The following is a 17,307-nucleotide window of genomic DNA, read 5'->3' as shown; positions in this document are numbered from 1 at the left end:
GATGAAGCGCATCATCTACGGACTGCTCGCCACCCTCAGCGGCGTCGTCCTCCTGTTCAGCTACCGCACCTCGCTCGAGGCGGTGATGCCCATCACTGCTGAGAACACGAGCGGTACGGCGACAACTCCGTCGGCGCCCGCGGCCGCCGCGCCCGCGACCGGCAGCTCAACGCCCTCGGCATCCGCATCGCCGTCCGCCTCCGACTCCGGCAGCGGCACCGGCAGCGGCGCTGCCACTACACCGGCCGCAAGCGGGCTCGCCGATGGCACATTCACGGGGGACGCCGCACGCACGCGCTATGGCAACGTGCAGGTCGCGATCACGATCAGCGGCGGGACCATCACCGACATCCAGGTGCCGCAGTACCCCAACAGCAACCGCGAGGACCAGCAGATCAATGCACGCGCGCTGCCCGTACTGATCTCCGAGACCGCGAGCGCGCAGAGCGCGTCGATCAGCATGGTGTCGGGGGCCACCTACACGAGCCAGGGGTACACCCAGTCCCTCCAGAGTGCGCTGGATCAGGCGCAGCAATGACATCCGCCGAACGCCGCGTCTGGGTCGAGACGATCATGGGAACTGCCGTGTCGGTGCACGCCCACGGCACGAGGGAGTTCGTCGGCGCAGCGGCGACCGCGGCATCCGTGGCCCAGGCTTTCGCAGAGCTCCGAGAAGCCGACCGCATCTTCTCGACCTATCGCGAGGACTCCGAGATCAGCCGTCTGCGGCGCGGTGAGATCACGATGGCCGACGCGCACCCGCTCGTTGCCGACGTCGCCACGGCGTGCCTGGATGCCGAGCGGCGCTCTGCGGGCCGGTTCTCGGCCACCTGGCGTGGCTGGTTCGACCCGACCGGCTACGTCAAGGGGTGGGCGGTCGAGCGCGCCGCGCGGATGCATCTGCTGCCGCTGGTGACACAGACCGGCGCGACGGCGATCGGCATCAACGCCGGCGGGGACATGCAGCTGGGAACCGCCGCGGGCAGCGACTGGGTGTGGCATATCGGCATCGCCGATCCGAATCACCCCGGCGAGGTGCTCGCGATCGTCGATGTGGTCGATGGCGCTGTCGCGACCTCGGGCACGGCCGAACGCGGCACGCACATCGTCGACCCCCGCTCCGGCCGACCCGCCACCGGCGTACGCAGCGCGACCGTCGTCGCCGATTCCCTCGCCGAGGCCGACCTCTGGGCAACGGTCGGGGTCGTCGCCGGCGACGACCTGTCGTGGATGCCCGGGGCCGCCACGCGGTCGGGCCTCACGGTCAGCGACGACGGGCGCGTGCGCCGCTGGATGGGTGAGACCGAGGTGTCGGTCGTCAGCTACGCGGACCCGGCAAAGCTATGAGGAACGTCGTGCCGGTCAGCGAGGTAGCCTCGACGGCGATGCTCCCCGCATAGCGGGACAGCACGTCCCGCACCAGCGCGAGCCCGAGGCCGAACCCGCGCCGCTTGCCCGTCTCTGAGGCACGAGCGAACCTCTCGAAGATGCGATCCGTGTCGGCGGGGGCAATTCCGCTGCCCTGGTCGCTGATGCGGATCTCGACCTCGTCGGCGGCAGCCGAGGCCTCGATCGTCACGGTGGTCCCCCGGGACTGTGCTGGATCGCGTTGTCGATCACCGCGATGAGCACGCGCGTGAGCGTCGGCAGCGGCATCCTCACCGCCCGATCGGTGGAAACGACCTCCAGCGTCACTCCGCTGTCGTCGGCCAGCGGCTGCAGTCGAGCCACGGCGGCATTCACCGCGTCACCCACGCGCGTCAGCGAGGTCGTGTCGGCCGTGCCCTCGGCGGCCATGAGCAGATCGGTGAGCGTGTCGTTCATGGCATCAGCGTCGGAGCGCAGCTGCTCCAGCGCTCCGGCGACATCTCCCCCTCGAGCAAAGCGATGCTGGGCGATCTGGATGCGACTGGTCAGTGTCGTCAGCGGCGTACGCAGCTCGTGGCTGGCGTCGGCGACGAAGTTCCGTTGCAGTCGGAGTGCCTCGCCAAGCGGACGCACCGCGCGGCGGGCGGCGAACCACGCGATCGCCGAGAGCACGATCACGCCCAGGATGCCGAGGCCGATCACCCACGGAAGCAGACGGTCGACATCGACCACCAGATCATCGCCGCCACCGTGGTGACCGGGGAAGTCCGTGCCGTGCTCGTCGCTTTCGACGCGCGCACGCAGCAAGATGACGGCAACCATCACCGTCACCCCGAGCGCGACGACGATCGCCGACGACGCGGCGACCCACATGCCCACCGACAGGGCAGCCTGCCGCACGCGGCGACGATCGCCGGCTTCTGAACTCGTCATGTCGGTTGTCCCACCCGGTAGCCGCGGGCGCGCACGGTCTCGATCATCTCGGGAACCGTCTTCCGGCGGATGTAGTGCACGTAGGTGTCGACCGACCCCGGGGTGTCCCCCTCATGGAACACGGCGCCGAGGATCTCCTCGCGGGTGAAGACATGCTCGGGGCTCGCGCTGAGCACATCGAGGAGCGCCGTCTCGGTGGTCGTGAGCGCAACCCGCGCCCCGGAGGGTCCGTAGAGCGCCTGCGATTCGGGAACGAACACCCACTCACCGAGCATGCGACGGTGCTGTTCGGCCCGATAGCCGCGAACCAGAGCCCGGATGCGGGCGAGCAACTCGCCGTAGTCGAACGGTTTCACCAGGTAGTCATTGGCGCCGGCATCCAGACCCTCGACGCGGTCGTCGACCGCGCCCAGCGCCGTGAGCAGCAGGATCGGCGTTGTGATGCGGGCCGTGCGGATCGAGCGCACCAGCTCGATTCCATCGCCGCCGGGAAGCCGCCTGTCGATGACCATGACATCGAATCTCTGCTGAAGCGCTCGCGCGCGAGCCGACGGGACGTCTGCCTCGTGCACGACAGTGTGCACTTCCGAGAGCACTTCGATGGTCATCTGGGCGACGTCCTGATCGTCCTCGACGTACAGCACGTCGGCGCGCTGTCCGCTGTCGTACGGCATGATGCCTCCCGGAGTAACGCTAGCGCGCTGAGCTCTCCGTGAGCTGGAGCGCGGCGATCCTCCCCAAGCATGCTGCGGCGACGAGGACTGTGGATAGTGCCGTCACGACGGATGCCGCGGGCTACCGTGGTCGACATGAGCCGCCACCGACCGCTCCACGCAGCATCCATCGTCATCGCGGTGCTGCTCGGCGCCGGTGCGCTGGCCGGATGCGGGCCCTCGGCCCCGCACCCACCCCGACGCCGACCGGGTTCGCCTCGGAGGCCGAAGCGTTGGCTGCAGCCGAAGCCACCTACCGGGCGTATGTCGACGCCCTCAACCAGGTCGATCTCGGCGACCCCTCGACCTTCGAGGAGGTCTACCGGTGGACCACCGGTGATGCGAATGCGGCGATACGCACTTCACTGTCCTCGATGGCGGCCGAGGGGTGGACCGTGGTCGGCGATAGCACCGTGGCTCTGGTCGAGCCCGCGCCCCTGGGTAACGCAGAGAACGCAGCAGTCGTGCTTGCCGTTTGCGTGGACGTCAGCGGCGTCGACGTGGTCGACGCGAGTGGCGTCTCCCAAGTCCAAGCGGACCGCAATGACAAGGAATCGCTATCCGTCTCTCTCGAATACTCCACGACTTCCCCTACAGGAGCGCTTATCGGTTCTTTCGATGGCCGCGAGGGAGAACCTGAGTGCACCTGATTCACGCAAGCCTCGCTCTCGCCATAGCGGTCGCGCTCTCTATGCCCGCGGCCGGCTCGATACGCACTGAAAGATGCGACGGAACTACCTGGCTGGGAAGCTGCAGCGTGTCCAACAATGGGAGCCAGGTCGACGTCGGAGGCACCGCGAATCAGCCCGGGTCTGGTGGTGGCTCCGGGGGCGGCGGCACGGGTGGGTCCCGAGACGGTGGCGGTTCGAGCAACGGGAACACGGGCGCCGAATCCGACGGAACCGCTACCGCAGATGAGGAGTGCCCCATTGTCGGGTGTCGCGGCAACTACAGCGTCGTCCTCTATCCCGACGTGACGATCGACGACCTGACAAGTTTCGTTCCGGCGCGCCCGAGTCTCGGCGGCGAGCCGGCCGGGTTCGGTGTCGTCGGGATGCCGACCAACATCATTGCTGCAGCATCCACGCACACCCTCACCGGGCCGCTGCTCGGGTGGGACGTGACAGTTCGGTTCCGACCGGCCGGGTTCGTCTTCGACTACGGTGACGGCTCAAGCGCCCGCACCGCCACCGGCGGGGCGACCTGGGCTTCGCTCGGACTCCCCCAGTTCAGTCCGACGTCGACGAGTCACGTGTACCGGGAGCGCGGCACGTACACGGTTTCGCTCACCCTGCAGTACGCGGCTGACGTCGACTTCGGCAGCGGCTGGCGGCCGGTTTCCGGCTACGTCAACGCGCCCGCGCCGCCCTACAGCCTCGAGGTCCTCGAGGTCCGGACCGCCCTGGTCGAGCGCACCTGCGCCGAGAACCCGAGCGGACCCGGCTGCTGAGCGGTCGTGAGATGCTGAGCGCGTGACGGGTCGAAAGCTCTCTGCAGCGGCGGCCATATCGCTCATGGCTGCCACCGCGCTCGTCGGGTGCTCCCCGCTGATCTCCTCGGGGGCGTGCGTCGACTGGGTGCTCTACGACACTCCGACGGATGCGGCGACTGAAGCAGACGCCGTTGTCATCGGGTCAGTGATCGGCCCCGCCGGCACGGCCACCGAGTTCGGTCTGGAAGCGAACGTTTGGCGTGTCGCCGCAACCACGTGGGTGCAGGGTCGCGGCGGCTCTGAGATCGAGGTGGTCTCCGCGCCCCGAACCTGCGAGAACGGGGCACCGTACCCGGACGGAGACCCGCTCGATGTCAGCACTGACGTCCTGCTCTTCCTGCGCGCCGACGGAGATCGATGGATGACGATCACCCCATATCAGGCGGTGCTTCCCGCTCCGACCGACCCAGGCATCCCCTCGGTATGGCCCTGACCGCGCCGAGGGTGGCGCTCATGGTTACGCTGACCGCATGGGCTCACGACCTGAGAAGCTGATGTTGCTCGACTCGGCGTCGCTGTACTTCCGTGCGTTCTATGGCGTACCCGACACGGTGAAGGCGCCGAACGGGATGCCGGTCAACGCGGTGCGCGGATTCCTCGACATGATCGCGAAGCTCGTCACGACCTACGAGCCAACGCATCTCGTGGCCTGCTGGGACGATGACTGGCGCCCGCAGTGGCGGGTCGATCTGATCCCGTCGTACAAGACCCACCGGGTCGTCGAGATTGTCGCGGGCGCTCCCGATGTCGAAGAGGTCCCCGATCCGCTCGAGGTACAGGTGCCGCTCATCCGTGATGCGCTGGCCGCCCTCGGGATCACGATCATCGGCGCCGCCGAGCACGAGGCCGACGACGTCATCGGAACACTCGCCACCACAGCCACGATGCCCGTTGACATCGTCACCGGTGACCGCGACCTCTTTCAGCTCGTCGACGACGAGCGCAGCATCCGTGTCATCTATACGGCACGCGGGATGAGCAACCTCGAACTGGTCACCGACCGCACCGTCGTGACGAAGTACGGCGTCCTCCCCAGCCAGTACGCCGATTTCGCGACGCTCCGCGGAGACAGCTCCGACGGGCTGCCGGGCGTGGCGGGCATCGGCGAGAAGACAGCAGCCGCCCTCCTCGCCACCCACGGCGACCTCGCTGGCATCATGGCAGCCGCCGAACGGGGCGAGGGGATGTCGGCGGGAGTCCGGGCGAAAGTCACCGCGGGGCTCGACTACCTCGCGGTCGCCCCCACGGTCGTCGAAGTCGTCCGCACCCTCGACCTTCCGCAGCCGGATGTGCGGCTGCGGCCCCTCGATGACGATCAGCGCGCCCAGACCACCGAGCTCGCTGAGACGTGGGCGCTGGGCACCTCGATTTCACGCGTCATCGAGGCGCTCGCCACGACACGATGACCGCTGCGAGCAACAACATGCAGTAGATCAGCACGACGACAAGGGATGCCAGCAGCACGGCCTCCCACCCACCGGTCGCCTCGTGCAGCGCGCCCATCGCGGGTGCGGCGAGCGCCGCGGCACCGTATCCGCCGCCCTGGACGAGCGCGGACATCCCGGCGGCTTCTGCATCCGAGCGGGCGATCGCGACGAGCGTGCTGAAGATCACGACAAACCCGCCCGCGTGCCCGATCGCCCCGAAGCTCAACCACACGGCGGCCCACTCGGGCGCGACGAGCATCCCGACGGTCAGCACGACCCACGAGACGCAGATCGCGACGGCTGGCACGATCCGCGGCGTGAACCGGGCCAGCAGCGGAACGACGAACGCGCCCACCACCGCGACACCGTGGAAGAACGCCGTCAACCCGCCCGCGGCCGCTGCGCTGACCCCGAGATCGTCCGCGATGAGTGTCGGCAGCCAGGTCGCGAAGCCGTAGTACACGGCAGCCTGTCCCGCGAACGCCAGAAGAAGCATCCATGGCACGGGGTGGCGAAACATCGAGTCGCCGCGCATCCGCCCTCGCCCCAGAGGTACCGGCACGGGACCGGTGAGCGCGTCAGCGTTCCTGTCACCGACGGATGCCGCACCGGCGCGCGGCGCACCCGAGAACCTCTCCCCCACAGATCCCCGCGCGCGGCGGCGTGACGCAGGTGCAGCCCCCACAGCAGCATCCCGGCGATCGTGATGACCGACCACGCGAGCAGCGCCAGATTCCACCCGATCACCGACGCGATCGGAACCGTCAACAGCGAGGTCAACAACGATCCGGCGTTGAGCATCGCGACGTAGGCGGCGGTGACCAGGGCAACCCGTTCGGGAGCGACATCGCGGCGGATGATGACCGGAATCACGACGTTGCCGACCGTGATGGATGCCCCGATCACGATCATTCCGGCGAGCATCCACCCAAAACCCGGGACGGCGCGCAAGAAGGTGCCCAGCAACACGCCCGTCAGCGTGATCATGAGCGCGAGCTCGGCTCCAGCGCGCCGGATCACGAGAGCAGCCACGGGAGTCAACAGCGCAAACATCAGCACGGGGGCGGTCGTGAGCAGGCCCGCCGTAGCCGCACCGATCCCCAGATCGGTCTCGATCTGCCGCAGCACAGGAGTCGGTGAGACGATGGGACCACGAAGACTCAGCGCGGCGACGAGGATGCCGGCGATGACGAGCGCGGCGGCGCCTCCGGCGGCACCGGGAGCGATGCGTCGGTCGGAAGCCACCCGTCGAGTCTAGGGTCGCGTCAGCGGACCGCCGCCTGCCGCGAGTTGCACCACATATACCCCCAGGGGTATCGTAGTCATCGAACATCACCGACCCCGAAAGGACAACCCCCTCATGTGCTCTCAGATTCGTTGCTCCTCGTGCGGAAAGATCACCTGGACCGGCTGCGGAATGCACGTCGAGCAGGCCCTCGCCGGCGTCCCGAAAGATCAGCTCTGCACCTGCAACTGAGCTCCACCGCGTCGTAGGGTCAGGCCGATGATCGCGCCTGCCGAGCGCATCGAGGCCGCTCGAAGCGCCGCGCTGGATGCGCTCACGCGCGCTACCGCCGGTCAGTCCCTGTGCACGCTCGGTCGCGAGCGGCTCGACGCCGCGAAGTACCACGAGGGCGCCGTCGCCGCGCTCAGTGATGCGCGGCGGGCGCTGCGCCGCGGAGCTCCTCCCCCGACGCCGGAGGACTGGGGCGCGGGATCTGCGGAGACGCGGGCACAGGTCAGCGCGAGCTGGCGGGCCTACCTCGTCGGCGGACGCGACGCGCTCACCGCCGTGTACCGGTCCACTCTCGAAGACGAGCAAGGGGCCAGGTCGTAACGATCCGCTCAGCCGGAATGCCCAGCCGCTCCGCCCGCTCAGCACCGTAGTCCAGCAGCGACAGATGCCCCGGCGCGTGAGCGTCGGAATCGATCGAGAACAGACACCCCTTCTCGAGCGCGAGGGTGATGAGCTCATCCGGCGGGTCTTCGCGCTCGGGGCGCGCGTTGATCTCGACAGCGACCGCACGCTCGGCACACGCCTCGAACACGCGATCCGCGTCGAAGTCTGAGGGGGTCGTGTCCCCCGCTGTCCACTCACCAGTCGTCCCGTCGCGTGGCCGAGCACGTCGATCCGGCCGCTACGCACAGCGCGCAGCATCCGCACCGTCATCGGAGCACGCTCCATCCGCAGCTTCGAATGGACCGACGCCACCACGACATCCAGTGCCTGCAGCAGGTCGTCGCGCTGGTCCAGTCCCCCGTCCTCGAGGATGTCGACCTCGATCCCCGTCAGCAGCGTGAACCGGTCGTCGCGAAACGTCTCGACGATGGCCATCTGCTCCTCGAGCCGCTCGGCAGACAGGCCGTTGGCGACCCGGAGCCGCGGCGAGTGGTCGGTGAGAGCCAGATACTCGCGCCCGAGAGCGCGAGCCGCGTCGACCATCGTCGCGATCGGTGTCGTCCCATCCGACCAGTCGGAGTGACTGTGAAGGTCGCCGCGCAGCAACTCGCGCAGCGCGGACGGACGGATGCCGGCCCGCTCACGCAGCTCCGCAAGATACTCGGGCACCCGCCCCTCGCGGGCTTGCACGATGACCGCGAGCGTCGAATCCCCGATGCCCTTGCGGCGGCGGAGCCCGGCGGTATCGGCCAGCTGCGCGGCATCCAGCCCCTCGATCGCCGCGGCGGCGGCGCGAAACGCCTTCGCCTTGTAACGGATGGCCCGCTCGCGCTCCAGGAGCAGGGCGATCTCGATCAGCGCATCGTGCGGATCCAGCTCCTGCTCGCTCATGGCGACCAGCCTGACACGCCCGGCGCGGCAGTGCACGGTGTCGCGGATGCAGGCAAAATCCCGGGCGTAGGTCGATTGCTGCTGCGATCGGCCTACGCCCGGGATATGTCCTACCTCCGCGAGGAGGCTGTGGGACTCAGAGCGTCAGGGTGTGACGCCGCTCACGGAGCGGCGGTGGCGCGCTTGACGACAACCGGGGCGCCCGCGAGGCGGTGAAGCGCCCAACCGAACAGGATCGACAGCACGCCGATGCCCATCGCGAACGCCGCGACACCGAAGCTGACGACGGAGGTGAACAGGGATGCCCGCAGGAACGACGCGTTCATCATCGTCGCGCGCACCGGGTCTTCGCGGTCGAGCTCGGCATAGGTGGCGCCGCCGGAGGCCTCGAGGGCGTGGTGCTGGATGATGTCCGCCTGCACGTAGGCGGTGAACGGGCCGGCAACGGTCTGTCCCTGGAAGGCGATCGCGTCATCGGGGATGGTGATGTTCTCCGCGCGGAGCTGGCTCGAGACCGTCACCCACACGATGAGACCCACGATGATGAGCAGGGCGCCACCGACGATGCCGAGGATCCCCACCACCTTCACGAGGCCGAGGTTGCGAGCGGGCGCCTGGACGGTGTCTGTGGCGGAAGCTGTGTCGGGGGCGGACATGGCGAACTCTCCTTCTGGGAACTGCGTCGTCGGGGGGATGTGACGGTGTCTCTCACCATCGACACCTACGCTACGAAGCCGCGCCGCCTACGGAAAGTGACGTAGGTCCTCTCGCCGAAGATCTTCGGCACACAGCGCCGCGTCAGGGCGCCAGGGCGACGGTCGCCTCGGCCCACGCCTGGAGCTTCGCAGCTGCCGCACCCGAGTCGATCGCCGCGGCGGCATCCTGCTGCGCATCCCGCAGGCGCTCCACGATGGGAAGCTGCGACTGCGCGGCATCCTGCGACAGCCGATACGCGACGATGCCGGCCGCAGCGTTGAGCAGCACGATGTCGCGAACCGGTCCGGCCTCGCCCGCCAGCACCCGCCGGACGATCTCGGCGTTGTGTTCGGGCGCGCCGCCACGCAGGTCGTCGAGTGTCGCCAGGCGGATGCCGAGATCCCGCGGGTCCAGATCGTGCTCATGGATGTCGCCGCGGGAGACCTCCCAGATGCGGCTGTGCCCCGTGGTGGTGAGTTCGTCGAGCCCGTCGTCGCCGCGGAACACCAGCGCGGTGGCCCCGCGGGTGCGGAACACGCCCGTGATGAGCGGCACACGGTCCAGGTGAGCGACCCCGACCGCGTTCGCCTCGGCGCGAGCGGGATTGCACAGCGGACCGAGGAAATTGAACACGGTCGGCACGCCGAGTTCTGCGCGGGTCGGGCCCGCGTGGCGGAAGCCCGGGTGGAAAGCTGCCGCGAATGCGAACGTGATGCCGGCCCGGTCAAGCACCTCGGCGACAGCATCCGGGCTCAGCCGCAGGTCGACGCCGAGGGCCGACAAGACATCGGAAGACCCGGATGCCGAACTCGCCGCCTTGTTCCCATGCTTGACGACCGGGATGCCGGTGGCTGCGGCGACAATCGATGCCGTCGTCGAGACATTGACCGTGCGGTGGCGGTCACCACCGGTTCCGACGATGTCCAAAACCTGAGGGTCGACCGGAAGCGGCAGCGCGGCCTCGAGGATCGCGTCGCGGAAACCGACGATTTCGTCGACTGTCTCCCCCTTGGCACGGAGCGCGATGAGGAATCCAGCCAACTGTGACGGGGTCGCGTCGCCCGCCATGATCTGGCGCATCGCCCAGGTCGACTCCGACACGCTGAGGTCCTCGCCGTCGAGGAGCGCACTGATGATCGAGGACCATGAGGGCTGCTGGGTCATGGCTCCGAGCGTAGCGGGGCAGACAAGTGAGGTGCGCCTAAGTCGCAAATCACCTCACCTCAGTGGTGGCTCATGCGAAACCCCAGGCAAATCTTCAGCCATAATGAAGACTGTGACCACCAGCTCAGCGACGTACTCCCAGGCCATGCGGTCGGTCAAGCGACCCGACCCGGTCGCAGTTGGAACCATCGTGTGGCTCGGCAGCGAAGTCATGTTCTTCGCCGGCCTCTTCGCGATCTACTTCACACTGCGAAGCACCTCCCCCGACCTCTGGGCCCAAGAGACCCAGCTGCTGAACGTGCCGTTCGCAGCGGTGAACACCACGATCCTGGTGCTCTCCTCGGTCACCTGTCAGATGGGTGTCTTCGCGGCAGAGCGTTTCCAGCCGTACACCGTGAAGACCAACCGGTTCCGTGACCGCTGGGGCATGGTCGAGTGGTTCTGGCTGACGTTCGCACTCGGCGCCATCTTCGTGTCGGGCCAGGTGTGGGAGTACGCCCAGCTCGTCGCCGAGGGGATGCCGATCCAGGCAAACGCGTACGCCTCGGCGTTCTACCTCACGACCGGTTTCCACGCCCTGCACGTGACCGGTGGTCTCATCGCCTTCCTCCTGGTGATCGGACGCGCCTTCGCGGTCAAGAACTTCGGCCGCAAGGAAATGACGTCCTCGATCGTCGTGTCGTACTACTGGCACTTCGTCGACGTCGTCTGGATCGCCCTGTTCTTTGTCATCTACTTCCTCAAGTAACCGAGCGGAGCTGAATCACACTCATGGCACGACAGACCAAGCGCCGCTCGAACGGCCGCCGGAGTCCCTGGGCCGCGACCGCGCTCATCGGCATCGGACTGCTCATCACGGGCGGCGTCTACGCCGGCGCCTCTGCCGCGATGGCCGCGACCGAGCCCGAGAACGCCACCGCGACCAGCCTGACGATCGAGGACGGCAAGAAGCTCTTCCAGGCCAACTGCGCCACTTGCCACGGACTCGACCTGCAGGGCACCGAGAACGGACCCTCGCTCTACGGTGTCGGCGCTGTCGCCGTCGACTTCCAGGTCGGTACGGGCCGGATGCCGCTGCAGATGCAGGGACCACAGGCTCCCCAGAAGCCGGTGCAGTTCACCGATGATCAGATCCTCGCGATGGCCAACTACGTGCAGTCCATCGCCCCCGGCCCGGACTTCCCGGACGAGGAGATCCTCGACGGTGAAGGCGACATCGCGCGCGGCGCCGAGCTGTTCCGCATCAACTGTGCGATGTGCCACAACGTCGCCGGTGCCGGTGGCGCCCTGACCGAGGGCAAGTACGCCCCGGCCCTGACCGAGGTCAGCGCGCTCCACATCTACGCCGCGATGGTCACCGGCCCGCAGAACATGCCGGTGTTCAACAACATGTACCTGACCGACGAGGACAAGCGAGACATCATCTCGTCGCTGCTGTACATCCAGCAGACCGAGTCCCCCGGTGGGTTCAAGCTCGGGTCTCTCGGGCCGGTCGCCGAGGGTCTGTTCATCTGGATCTTCGGTATCAGCACCCTGATCGCCATCACCGTGTGGATCACGGCGAAATCCAACTGATCCCCCACGCCGAGACGTAGTAAGACGCTAGAGGAGCACCATGGCACACGAGGACGACCCGCACGGCCTCGACAGAGCTTCGTACGAGCCCTCGTCGGGAACGGCCGTGGCCGTCACCGACCCCGTGCGTAACCCCGAGCTTCCGCCGCACCGCGAGCGGATGACCGACAAGGACCCGGCGGCGATGAAGCGCGCCGTCCGCACGATCTACACGCTCTTCTACATCTCTGTCGCGGGATCACTGTGGGCGGTCGCCGCCTACATGATCTTCCCGATCGAGAGCGGCGAGATCCCCGCGATCCGCGACAACAACCTCTTCATCGGCCTCGGGATCGCGCTGGCGCTTCTGGCGATCGGTGTCGCAGCGATCCACTGGTCGAAGGCGGTGATGTCGGACAAGGAGCACACCGAAGCCCGCCACCCCACCCGCGGTACCGACGCGACCCGCGCCGGCGCCGTCGCCGTGTTCGAAGCGGCCAACGACGAGTCCGGGTTCGGGCGACGCACCGTCATCCGTGGCGGCCTCTTCGCGGCCCTCGTCGCCTCGATCCTCCCGGCAATCACGCTCTTCCGCGGCCTCGCACCTGAGAACACGCCTGAGCGCCCTAACGCGGGCAACCCGAACTACCTCCTGAGCCACACCATGTGGAAGCCCGGAATGCGTCTGGCAAAGGACCCCGAGGGAACGCCGATCAAGGCGGCGGAAGTCACCCTGGGCTCTGCCGTCCACGTCATTCCCGAGCCGCTGGCATCCCTCAGCCACGAGGAGGGGTACCTCGACGAGAAGGCCAAGGCGATCGTCCTGCTCGTGCGCATGCTGCCCGAGCAGATCACGGAGACTCCGGAGCGCGCCAGCTGGTCATATGACGGCATCGTCGCCTACTCCAAGGTCTGCACCCACGTCGGCTGCCCCGTCGCCCTCTACGAGCAGCAGACGCACCACCTGCTGTGCCCCTGCCACCAGTCGCAGTTCGACGTCTCCGACGGCGCGAAGGTCATCTTCGGCCCCGCCGCCCGTCCGCTGCCGCAGCTGCCCATCGAAGTGGATGACGAGGGCTACCTCGTCGCACAGCGCGACTTCACCGAACCCGTCGGACCGAGCTTCTGGGAGCGCCATTGAGCACCGCCACCGCTACTGACGAGACGGCCGTCGGTACCACCAGAGAAAAGCCGCTCGGCGGCCGCTTTGTCGGCGGCGTCGCCAACTACCTCGACGAGCGCACCAGCCTCTCCGGCCTGGTCAAGGAACTCGGCCGCAAGATCTTCCCCGACCACTGGTCATTCATGCTCGGCGAGATCGCGCTGTGGAGCTTCGTCGTGGTCCTGCTGTCGGGAACCTTCCTGACGTTCTTCTTCCAGGCATCGATGGTGCCGACGCACTACACGGGTGCCTACATTCCGATGCGTGGCATCGAAATGTCGGCAGCGCTCGACTCGACCCTGCGGATCTCGTTCGACATCCGTGGTGGTCTGCTCGTGCGTCAGATTCACCACTGGGCAGCTCTTGTGTTCATCGCCGGTATCGGCGTGCACATGCTTCGCGTGTTCTTCACGGGTGCCTTCCGCAAGCCCCGTGAGCTGAACTGGACGATCGGTTTCGTGCTGTTCGTCCTCGCGATGGGTGAAGGCTTCACCGGTTACTCCCTTCCCGACGACCTGCTCTCGGGCAACGGCTTGCGCATCATCGACGGCATGATCAAGGGTCTCCCCCTGATCGGAACGTGGACATCGTTCCTGCTGTTCGGCGGTGAGTTCCCCGGCGATCAGATCGTGGGACGTCTGTACACGCTGCACATCCTGCTCCTGCCGGCGATCCTCGTCGCGCTCCTTGCTGCTCACCTCATCCTCATGATCGTGAACAAGCACACGCAGTTCGCTGGGCCCGGACGCACCAACGACAACGTCGTGGGCTACCCGATGCTCCCCGTGTACGCATCGAAGATGGGCGGGTTCTTCTTCATCGTCTTCGGCGTCATCGTGTTGATCGCGTCACTGTTCACGATCAACCCGATCTGGAACTACGGCCCCTACGATCCGTCGCCGGTCTCGGCGGGCACACAGCCCGACTGGTACATCGGCTTCGCCGACGGCGCCCTGCGCCTTGTGCCGCCGCACCTAGAAAGCGTCTTCTGGGATCGAACGTGGTCGTGGAACATCATCCTTCCGGTGACTGTCCTCGTCCTGTTCATCGTCCTGGTGGCCCTCTACCCCTTCATCGAGAGCTGGATCACCGGTGACAAGCGGGAGCACCACATCGCTCAGCGCCCCCGCAATGCCCCGACGCGCACCGCGATCGGCGCCGCCGGTGTCACCTTCTATGCGGTGCTGTGGGCTGCGGCATCGTCCGACATCATCGCTACCCACTTCTGGGTCACGATGGAAGGCGTCATCCATACACTGCAGGCCCTGCTGTTCGTCGGCCCGGTGATCGCGTACTTCGTCACGAAGCGCATCGCGATCGCGTTGCAGAAGAAGGATCGCGAGATCGCCCTGCACGGGTACGAATCCGGCCGCATCGTCCGCCTCCCCGGTGGCGAATACATCGAGGTCCATCAGCCCGTCGACGAGTACGAGCGCTGGAAGCTCGTGGACTTCGAGACCTACGAGCCGCTGGTTGTTCGTCCGAACTCGCGCGGGCAGATCCCCTGGCACCAGAACTTCCGCGCGTCCCTGTCGCGCTGGTTCTTCGAGGACCGCCTCGCACCGGTGACGCAGGCCGAGGTCGACGAGGCGCTGTCGCACCAGCACCACGAGCTCGACCACATCGCCGAGGAAGAGGATGCTGAGATCCAGGCGATGCACGAGCGCGCCGGAGTTCCGGATGCGCCGCACCACCCGATCACCGAGGGCAAGCAGTCAGAGACGGCGGTGCGCCCGACCAACGTGATCGTCACGGACGAGATCGTTGAGAACACGTCAGCTGACAAGGGAACGTCGAACACGGATGTCGATCCCGACGACGACGTTCACCCCGGCGGCGACAAGAAGTAGACGCGCACGACCACGGCGAGGGTCCGGCATCCGAGGATGTCGGGCCCTCGCCGTTTGGCTGCAGCACACTCTGGCAGGATCCGGCCCACAGCTGGCCGTCAGAGGGCGGTCGTGGCACTGAAGGCATGACGGCTTGGCTCTAGTGTCGGCAACATGAACAGCGCAGACTTCTTCGCCGCCCGCCTCGCCCACGAGACTGACCCCTCGGATGTCTACGCCGCTCAGAAGGCCGGCGACGACATCGTGCTCGTCGATGTGCGCGGCGCCGAGGCGTGGGCGCAGGGGCGAATCGCTGGCGCGATCCACATGCCTTACCGGGAGATCGCGGACCGCGCGCCTCGGGAGATCGCACCCGACGCCACCGTCGTCGTGTACTGCTGGAGCCCCGGCTGCAACGCCGGCGTCAAGGGAGCTCTCGAGTTCGCGAGGCTCGGCTACGCAGTCCGGGAGATGATCGGCGGCTACGAGTACTGGGCGCGGGAGGGACAGCCGACTGAGAACGATCATGGGCCGCTCCCCCGCGTATTCGATCCGCTGGTGATGGTGGTTCGCCCGTGAGTGAGGCGTCCGATTCCCGCCAGCGTCGTATCCGCGGCCCCGCGTAGCGTCTTCTTCGTGACCTCACCCCCGACTCTCACCCCGGTTCGCAGCAGCACTGTCCCGCTCATGTTTGCGGCGCTAGCGCTCGTCTGGGGTGCGAGCTTCCTGTTCATGAAGGTCGCCGTGGCTGCCTTCGACCCGGCACAGGTGGCCCTCGGTCGCATCATCCTCGGCGCTGTGACGTTGGCGGCGATCATGGCCCTCACACGGCGACGCTGGCCACGAGAGCGCCGCCTGTGGTTGCACATGGTCGTCGTGGCGGTCTTCTTGTGCCTCCTCCCGTTTCTTCTCTTCGCCTGGGCTGCTCAGAGCCTCCCGTCGGGGCTCTCGGCGATCCTCAACGCGACGACCCCGTTGTGGACGACCCTCGTGGCCGTCGTCGTGCTCCCCAGCGAACGAATGACGGCCCGACGCATGACCGGGGTGATCATCGGGGCCGTCGGCGTCGCGATCGTCATGGGTGTGTGGGATGTCGTGAGCTCTCCTGAGTTCGCCGCATCGCTCCCCGCGCAGCTGGCGTGTCTGGGCGCCACGGCGTCGTACGGCATAGCCTTCGGGTGGATGCGACGCTTCATCACCGGAACCCACACCCACGACAGCGTCACGATCGCGTCGACCCAGATGGCCGTCGCCGGCACGCTCGCTGCGCTCCTGTTCCCCGCCATCGGCCTCTCGCCCGTGGCCTGGGCTCCTGTTCCCGTGCTGGCTCTCGTTGCCCTCGGTTGCCTGGGAACCGGGATCGTCTACGTCTGGAACACGCGCGTTGTCAACGAATGGGGCGCCGTTGGCGCGTCAACGGTGACCTATGTGATTCCGGTCGTCGGTGTCGCTCTCGGCATCCTGGTGCTCGGTGAGCGCTTCACGCTGAACGAACTCATCGGAGCCGTCATCGTGATCGACGGTGTGCTCCTCGTCCAACGCTCCCGCTGAGCCAGCCGGGGCATCTGGTCCGCTCAGACGCGCAGCACGCAGAACGCGCAGCGAGGTGCCGGGGGCCGAGGCTGCCATCGGGTCTGGCGGGAGGCTGCCGCAGGCAGCCGGGGGCATGTCCTCGGCCCCCGGCACCTCGCGGAGCGCGGACGCACGCGGAGTGCGGACGAGCGCGAACTAAACCAGAGCCCGGTGCGACGCGAAGGCTCAGCGAGCGAAGTAGCCGCGGTAGTACTCGTAGACCCAGCCGACGATCGCGACCAGGAAGATCCCCAGACCGATCGGCACCATCCAAGCACCAACTGAGAGCCCGATCATGGCGACAGCAGCCGAGAACGCGAGAACGATCGGCCACCACGACCACGGGCTGAATTCACCGATCTCGGGGTCGCCGTCATCGATGTCAGCCGTCAGGGTGTCCTCCGGCAGTTCACCGCCCTGGGCGCGGCGAACCGCACCCGTGTAGAAGGCGATGAGCGCGCCCATCAGGGCGGTGAAGAAGAGCGCAACGGTGCCAACCCACTCGAGGTTGCCGTACCAGATGAGGCTCCAGATGGTGTACGTGATACCGACGAGAGCGAAGAAGCCCGCCAGAATCCACCAGAGCGCGACGTTGGTGCGCATCGG

The 17,307-nt window shown here is 67.4% G+C and carries 21 protein-coding genes and 1 pseudogene; 13 read left to right on the top strand and 9 right to left on the bottom strand.

The features are described from left to right. The first annotated feature begins 1 nt into the window (after nucleotide 1). Entirely contained in the window at nucleotides 2-538 is a 537-nt protein-coding gene (locus tag IT882_RS06445) for an FMN-binding protein (protein WP_195693646.1), read from the top strand. Then, entirely contained in the window at nucleotides 535-1,347 is an 813-nt protein-coding gene (locus IT882_RS06440) for an FAD:protein FMN transferase (RefSeq protein WP_195693645.1), read from the top strand. The genes IT882_RS06445 and IT882_RS06440 overlap by 4 nt, the downstream gene beginning before the upstream one ends. Here the strand turns inward: IT882_RS06440 and IT882_RS16400 are convergent. The 3 genes from IT882_RS16400 to IT882_RS06430 are packed head-to-tail and all read right to left on the bottom strand — an operon-like array spanning nucleotide 1,319 to nucleotide 2,975. Further along, complete coding sequence (locus tag IT882_RS16400) at nucleotides 1,319-1,579, bottom strand: sensor histidine kinase (RefSeq protein WP_229382348.1); 261 nt, start codon at nucleotides 1,577-1,579, stop codon at nucleotides 1,319-1,321. The genes IT882_RS06440 and IT882_RS16400 overlap by 29 nt on opposite strands. Then, nucleotides 1,576-2,301: a sensor histidine kinase gene (locus IT882_RS06435; protein WP_229382347.1), complete on the bottom strand. Its 726-nt coding sequence runs from the start codon at nucleotides 2,299-2,301 to the stop codon at nucleotides 1,576-1,578. The genes IT882_RS16400 and IT882_RS06435 overlap by 4 nt, the downstream gene beginning before the upstream one ends. Further along, nucleotides 2,298-2,975, bottom strand: a complete 678-nt coding sequence (locus tag IT882_RS06430) for a response regulator transcription factor (RefSeq protein WP_195693644.1) — start codon at nucleotides 2,973-2,975, stop codon at nucleotides 2,298-2,300. Before IT882_RS06430 ends, IT882_RS06435 begins: the two co-directional genes overlap by 4 nt. Before the next feature lie 209 nt (nucleotides 2,976-3,184). Between IT882_RS06430 and IT882_RS06425 the strand changes: the two genes are divergently transcribed. The 4 genes from IT882_RS06425 to IT882_RS06410 all read left to right on the top strand — a co-directional run bounded on the left by IT882_RS06425 (nucleotide 3,185) and on the right by IT882_RS06410 (nucleotide 5,912). Continuing rightward, a complete protein-coding gene (locus IT882_RS06425; RefSeq protein WP_195693643.1) occupies nucleotides 3,185-3,664 on the top strand; it encodes a hypothetical protein in 480 nt (159 codons plus the stop codon). 107 nt (nucleotides 3,665-3,771) lie between these two features. After that, nucleotides 3,772-4,464 (top strand): hypothetical protein, encoded by a 693-nt coding sequence (locus tag IT882_RS06420; RefSeq protein ID WP_195693642.1) that lies wholly within the window; start codon nucleotides 3,772-3,774, stop codon nucleotides 4,462-4,464. A gap of 22 nt (nucleotides 4,465-4,486) precedes the next feature. Further along, complete coding sequence (locus tag IT882_RS06415) at nucleotides 4,487-4,939, top strand: hypothetical protein (protein ID WP_195693641.1); 453 nt, start codon at nucleotides 4,487-4,489, stop codon at nucleotides 4,937-4,939. Nucleotides 4,940-4,976: 37 nt separating this feature from the next. Further along, a complete protein-coding gene (locus IT882_RS06410) occupies nucleotides 4,977-5,912 on the top strand; it encodes a 5'-3' exonuclease (RefSeq protein ID WP_229382346.1) in 936 nt (311 codons plus the stop codon). Here IT882_RS06410 and IT882_RS06405 read toward each other — a convergent pair. Continuing rightward, the gene (locus IT882_RS06405) at nucleotides 5,884-6,291 is read right to left on the bottom strand and encodes a hypothetical protein (RefSeq protein WP_229382345.1); all 408 of its coding nucleotides are present in this window, start codon (nucleotides 6,289-6,291) and stop codon (nucleotides 5,884-5,886) included. The genes IT882_RS06410 and IT882_RS06405 overlap by 29 nt on opposite strands. A gap of 23 nt (nucleotides 6,292-6,314) precedes the next feature. Continuing rightward, on the bottom strand, nucleotides 6,315-7,178 hold the full coding sequence (locus tag IT882_RS06400; RefSeq protein ID WP_195693639.1) for a CynX/NimT family MFS transporter: 864 nt from the start codon (nucleotides 7,176-7,178) through the stop codon (nucleotides 6,315-6,317). Nucleotides 7,179-7,437: 259 nt separating this feature from the next. Between IT882_RS06400 and IT882_RS06395 the strand changes: the two genes are divergently transcribed. Continuing rightward, the gene (locus IT882_RS06395) at nucleotides 7,438-7,770 is read left to right on the top strand and encodes a hypothetical protein (protein ID WP_195693638.1); all 333 of its coding nucleotides are present in this window, start codon (nucleotides 7,438-7,440) and stop codon (nucleotides 7,768-7,770) included. On the opposite strand, the pseudogene IT882_RS06390 reads toward IT882_RS06395, so the two are convergent. From IT882_RS06390 to trpD, 3 genes and pseudogenes are all read right to left on the bottom strand, one after another. After that, a pseudogene (locus IT882_RS06390) lies at nucleotides 7,718-8,709 on the bottom strand (PHP domain-containing protein). The gene IT882_RS06395 and the pseudogene IT882_RS06390 overlap by 53 nt on opposite strands. Nucleotides 8,710-8,885: 176 nt before the next feature. Continuing rightward, the gene (locus IT882_RS06385; RefSeq protein WP_195693637.1) at nucleotides 8,886-9,380 is read right to left on the bottom strand and encodes an aromatic ring-opening dioxygenase LigA; all 495 of its coding nucleotides are present in this window, start codon (nucleotides 9,378-9,380) and stop codon (nucleotides 8,886-8,888) included. Between the two features lie 142 nt (nucleotides 9,381-9,522). After that, nucleotides 9,523-10,584: an anthranilate phosphoribosyltransferase gene (gene trpD, locus IT882_RS06380; protein WP_195693636.1), complete on the bottom strand. Its 1,062-nt coding sequence runs from the start codon at nucleotides 10,582-10,584 to the stop codon at nucleotides 9,523-9,525. A 103-nt stretch (nucleotides 10,585-10,687) separates the two neighbouring features. Between trpD and IT882_RS06375 the strand changes: the two genes are divergently transcribed. From IT882_RS06375 to IT882_RS06350, 6 genes are all read left to right on the top strand, one after another. Beyond that, complete coding sequence (locus IT882_RS06375) at nucleotides 10,688-11,332, top strand: cytochrome c oxidase subunit 3 (protein WP_195693635.1); 645 nt, start codon at nucleotides 10,688-10,690, stop codon at nucleotides 11,330-11,332. Between the two features lie 23 nt (nucleotides 11,333-11,355). After that, the gene (locus tag IT882_RS06370) at nucleotides 11,356-12,159 is read left to right on the top strand and encodes a c-type cytochrome (RefSeq protein ID WP_195693634.1); all 804 of its coding nucleotides are present in this window, start codon (nucleotides 11,356-11,358) and stop codon (nucleotides 12,157-12,159) included. Nucleotides 12,160-12,199: 40 nt separating this feature from the next. Beyond that, on the top strand, nucleotides 12,200-13,279 hold the full coding sequence (locus IT882_RS06365; protein ID WP_195693633.1) for a ubiquinol-cytochrome c reductase iron-sulfur subunit: 1,080 nt from the start codon (nucleotides 12,200-12,202) through the stop codon (nucleotides 13,277-13,279). After that, nucleotides 13,276-15,150, top strand: a complete 1,875-nt coding sequence (locus tag IT882_RS06360; protein ID WP_195693632.1) for a cytochrome b — start codon at nucleotides 13,276-13,278, stop codon at nucleotides 15,148-15,150. Before IT882_RS06365 ends, IT882_RS06360 begins: the two co-directional genes overlap by 4 nt. 153 nt (nucleotides 15,151-15,303) lie before the next feature. After that, nucleotides 15,304-15,708, top strand: a complete 405-nt coding sequence (locus IT882_RS06355; RefSeq protein WP_195693631.1) for a rhodanese-like domain-containing protein — start codon at nucleotides 15,304-15,306, stop codon at nucleotides 15,706-15,708. A 57-nt stretch (nucleotides 15,709-15,765) separates the two neighbouring features. After that, entirely contained in the window at nucleotides 15,766-16,680 is a 915-nt protein-coding gene (locus tag IT882_RS06350; protein WP_229382344.1) for a DMT family transporter, read from the top strand. Nucleotides 16,681-16,887: 207 nt separating this feature from the next. Here IT882_RS06350 and IT882_RS06345 read toward each other — a convergent pair whose 3' ends face one another. Then, the gene (locus tag IT882_RS06345; protein WP_195693630.1) at nucleotides 16,888-17,304 is read right to left on the bottom strand and encodes a cytochrome c oxidase subunit 4; all 417 of its coding nucleotides are present in this window, start codon (nucleotides 17,302-17,304) and stop codon (nucleotides 16,888-16,890) included. Nucleotides 17,305-17,307 lie beyond the last annotated feature (3 nt).

The organism is Microbacterium schleiferi (genome assembly GCF_015565955.1).
Lineage (GTDB): Bacteria > Actinomycetota > Actinomycetes > Actinomycetales > Microbacteriaceae > Microbacterium > Microbacterium schleiferi_A.
This window is presented reverse-complemented; position numbering and strand designations above follow the sequence as displayed.

Bases quoted from the DNA above. Each gene is read 5' to 3' on its own strand.
- IT882_RS06445 (WP_195693646.1), top strand. From the start codon at position 2: ATGAAGCGCATCATCTACGGACTGCTCGCCACCCTCAGCGGCGTCGTC.
- IT882_RS06440 (WP_195693645.1), top strand. From the start codon at position 535: ATGACATCCGCCGAACGCCGCGTCTGGGTCGAGACGATCATGGGAACT.
- IT882_RS06435 (WP_229382347.1), bottom strand. From the start codon at position 2,301: ATGACGAGTTCAGAAGCCGGCGATCGTCGCCGCGTGCGGCAGGCTGCC.
- IT882_RS06430 (WP_195693644.1), bottom strand. From the start codon at position 2,975: ATGCCGTACGACAGCGGACAGCGCGCCGACGTGCTGTACGTCGAGGAC.
- IT882_RS06425 (WP_195693643.1), top strand. From the start codon at position 3,185: ATGCGGGCCCTCGGCCCCGCACCCACCCCGACGCCGACCGGGTTCGCC.
- IT882_RS06410 (WP_229382346.1), top strand. From the start codon at position 4,977: ATGGGCTCACGACCTGAGAAGCTGATGTTGCTCGACTCGGCGTCGCTG.
- IT882_RS06395 (WP_195693638.1), top strand. From the start codon at position 7,438: ATGATCGCGCCTGCCGAGCGCATCGAGGCCGCTCGAAGCGCCGCGCTG.
- IT882_RS06385 (WP_195693637.1), bottom strand. From the start codon at position 9,380: ATGTCCGCCCCCGACACAGCTTCCGCCACAGACACCGTCCAGGCGCCC.
- trpD (WP_195693636.1), bottom strand. From the start codon at position 10,584: ATGACCCAGCAGCCCTCATGGTCCTCGATCATCAGTGCGCTCCTCGAC.
- IT882_RS06375 (WP_195693635.1), top strand. From the start codon at position 10,688: ATGAAGACTGTGACCACCAGCTCAGCGACGTACTCCCAGGCCATGCGG.
- IT882_RS06370 (WP_195693634.1), top strand. From the start codon at position 11,356: ATGGCACGACAGACCAAGCGCCGCTCGAACGGCCGCCGGAGTCCCTGG.
- IT882_RS06365 (WP_195693633.1), top strand. From the start codon at position 12,200: ATGGCACACGAGGACGACCCGCACGGCCTCGACAGAGCTTCGTACGAG.
- IT882_RS06355 (WP_195693631.1), top strand. From the start codon at position 15,304: ATGAACAGCGCAGACTTCTTCGCCGCCCGCCTCGCCCACGAGACTGAC.
- IT882_RS06345 (WP_195693630.1), bottom strand. From the start codon at position 17,304: ATGCGCACCAACGTCGCGCTCTGGTGGATTCTGGCGGGCTTCTTCGCT.